We start from the raw sequence: 3254 nt of genomic DNA, 5'->3' as shown, positions 1-3254 counted from the left end.
CACTTAAATGACTCGCCCAGCTTTGACTAAGTTGAATAGAGGAATGAAATTATTGCAGGACGCACATGGCTAATGTTAACAAGACTTCGCAGGACGACAGTATCCTGTATCACCTCAGGATGGCTGCCATCAGTATTAGAAAGGCAACCTCTCTGGTTTTTGGTAAAGCCAGAGCTTTCTGCCGAAGTGTCGGTGCTGTCCTGATTCCTACCCGTCTTAAAAAAAGCCAGGATTCCTTTAAACCGCCTGCGTCATCTCTGAACCAACGTTCCATAACACCTATGGGACCCCAAAGGCTATCAGCAGTACTAAAAGGCTATTCGTTTGCTGAAATAGATGCATTCAAGGGCGATTTCAAACTCCGGATTAAAGAAGTTATGGATGATATCGTCGCTATTGAAGGCGAGAAAGAACCGGAGCTATACAAGAAAATACAGATCAGCCTTCTTCACAGAATTGATGATTGCCCCTCCCTAAATGAGATGCTGGTGTTGTTGAATGATGTGGTGCCAGAGCCCTATCAGAAGAGGCTCTGTATGAGCTTCCTAAAGATCGGGCGGGACACCGGGGCCAATTTGGGGTTGTCAGAACAGGGCCGTTTATGGCTGGAATCCACAATTCGAAATGAATCGTTTGAAGAGTTAAAGGAAAATCTGTTTCAGCGATTCAAATCCGAACTGGGTCAATCCACTGAATGGCTGGCTGAAGGTTTTAAAGAATACACAGCGAAAGAACGCAGTTTTTTGCATTCGCTTCAGATGGCTGAAGATATACCCGCAATGGTTTCATGTTTCGATAACCACTTTGAGCATTGCGAACAATATGGCTACCTTCTGAAAATGAAAAAACTTGTGGAGCAGGCTGGATATCGCCTGAAAGCTCTTAAGGTAAAGGTTCCGCTGCTGGCTTATGCCGATGAATTGAGTGCGTTCAAAGAGAAAATTTTCCCTCTCCTGGAACTGATTCATAAGAATGAAGAGGAGCAGATAGACAGTCGATCCGGCCTCAGAAAAGATCAAATCAGTGCACTGGCCCTGAGTTTGATGAAGGCCAGCGATATCAATGACGCCTTTGCTGTGATCAAACAGGAAGCACCTTCAAAATACGCGAAAAACCTGCTGACTGCCTTCAAAGAAATCTGTGTGGAAACCGGCGATGAGGCGCGGTTGGATCCATCCATAAGGCAGTATCTGGAAGATCGTGAAAACTGGGCTGAAGACACCTCCTTAGACTTACCCTGGAGTCATGTGTCTGAAGACATGGAGATGGTAGTCCGTCTGCAGAAAGAGCTGCTGGTTGATATTGACAATGTGATCCAGGGAATTTCGGAAGCATGTCATGCGAAGGCTGATGTAGAAGAAAGGGTTGAGGAGGAAGAGTCTGATCCGCCTGGAATAAAATACGTCGTCGTTCCTTATGCCGAGGTCAGACCGGAAGAGCTGCCAGAAGTTAAAGCGCTGAAAGCCCTTGAGACAAGGGTAGAACGCTGTGTTTCTTATGAAGACATGGTCAAAGAGGTGATCGAGCGTGCGCCCGAAAAATACACCAGACATCTGTTGGGTGGATTGAAAGAAAATTATCAAAACCTGAAAGACGCTAATAAGGAACCCTCTGGTTCGCGGGAGGTTTTACAAGTTTCCGATGTTGCGTCGGTTGATATTGACGAATTAAGAGATTTCGAGGTGTCTTTAGATGAGGCTCTAGCCTTAAATAACGCTCGTGATCCTGAAAAAAAATATAATCTGAATCGAATGTATGTGGGGGATGAATTAAAAATAACAATGCTAAAGACATCTGATGATTCTCAAGGAGAAAAAACATCAGATGATCAGCAAGATTTTTTGTGTGACCTTGTATCTCAAGGCGGTACAAAAAAAGTTTTTAAAATTAATATAAAAGGTAAAGGTTTTGCCATTGCAGTGCCGGCGGAAAGTTATCAAGTGGAGCGCTGGGATACCGCGTTAAAGGAAACACAGTCAACAGAACAACTCAGGCAGCTAGGTTTTAACACGCTCTCTTATCATAAAAACGTTCTTGTCGAGATAGACGGTGTGACTGTTCCCGCAATCGTTATGCCTTTATTTGACGATCTTGATGGACACATTGCTGATGATAAAAGCGCATATAATCTCGATTCGTTTATAGATGACATGGTTGTTAAAGATCAGATTACTGGAAAGGAGTTACAGGTTAAAGAAATTCCTGATGAAGAGGTATTTTTTGGCGTACTCCAGCATGCTATTCGAGAAGTGGCTGCATTGGTAAAAAATAAGATATATCTGGAACCTGACTCAATTAACTATCAGATATCGGAGTCTGGTGATGTTGAGTTGTTTTTGTTTGATTTACCAAAAGAGATAATCAAAACAGACTTCACACAAGATGCTCTATGCAGAGCTTATGCTTCTAGCTTGATAGATTGTTTTGTTGACTGTATGAAGGATAGGTATTGCATAGGATTTGATACAAGTCATAAAAACTTAAAATTCAGGAAAAAATTAGCTGACATGATTAATCAAGCTGCAATACCTGATGGATTCCGTAGATCTCGCAGGGGAAAAAAGCAAAAGAACAAACACTCCTGATTATTTTCTACGGTTGATGCTCAGGCTCATCGATTACAGGAGCCAAGTTCTCCCCACTGTATCAGGTCTTCGATAAAATTAGCCTTTCGTTAAGGAGGCTTTATCTGGAAAATGCATGTTTTGTTTTCTGACTGTTGATGCGTCCCGATATGAACTTGCTGTTATTGACTCCTACCGATTTTATTTCTGAAAGCCGCGTCAGGCTGATAGGCAGACCCCTTCAGCACGTCCTGAACGTTCATCGCTCTCAAGCCGGTGACAGGATCAGAGTAGGGCTGCTGAATGGAGAAATGGGTGAAGGCGTCATTGTTTCTCTGACGGATCAGGCAATGGAGTTGGATGTATGTCTGAACAAAAAGCCTCCTGAGCCTCTACCTATGACCATTCTGCTGGCGTTACCCCGTCCGAAAATGCTGAAAAGGATTTTGCAGCATTTGTCGTCTATTGGAGTTAAAAAAATCATCCTTATGAACAGCTACCGGGTTGAGAAAAGCTTTTGGCAGTCGCCCTGGTTGTCAGAAGAAAAAGTGCGTGAGCAGCTTATTCTCGGGCTGGAGCAGGCAAGGGATACGCTGTTGCCAGAAATTATTCTTGAGAAACGCTTCAAGCCTTTTGTTGAGGATCGCTTGCCAGCCATTATGGAAGGCAAACGTTGTTTTGTAGCCCATC

Annotated in this window: 2 protein-coding genes; both read left to right on the top strand. The window is 43.5% G+C overall.

Translation table 11 applies throughout. From position 1 onward, the window contains the following. Nucleotides 1-377: 377 nt before the first annotated feature. Entirely contained in the window at nt 378-2585 is a 2208-nt protein-coding gene (locus KDK16_RS11105) for a hypothetical protein (RefSeq protein WP_257276155.1), read from the top strand. 149 nt (nt 2586-2734) lie between these two features. Next, nucleotides 2735-3254, top strand: a 520-nt coding sequence (locus tag KDK16_RS11100) for an RsmE family RNA methyltransferase (protein ID WP_257276154.1), incomplete at its 3' end; no start/stop codon positions are given.

The sequence above is a fragment of the Endozoicomonas sp. SESOKO4 genome (assembly GCF_024606275.1).
Note: the sequence above shows the minus strand (reverse complement) of the source record. Positions and strands in the feature narration are given on the sequence as shown.

Coding starts and splice junctions, on each gene's coding strand:
- KDK16_RS11105 (WP_257276155.1), top strand. CDS start 378: ATGGATGATATCGTCGCTATTGAAGGCGAGAAAGAACCGGAGCTATAC.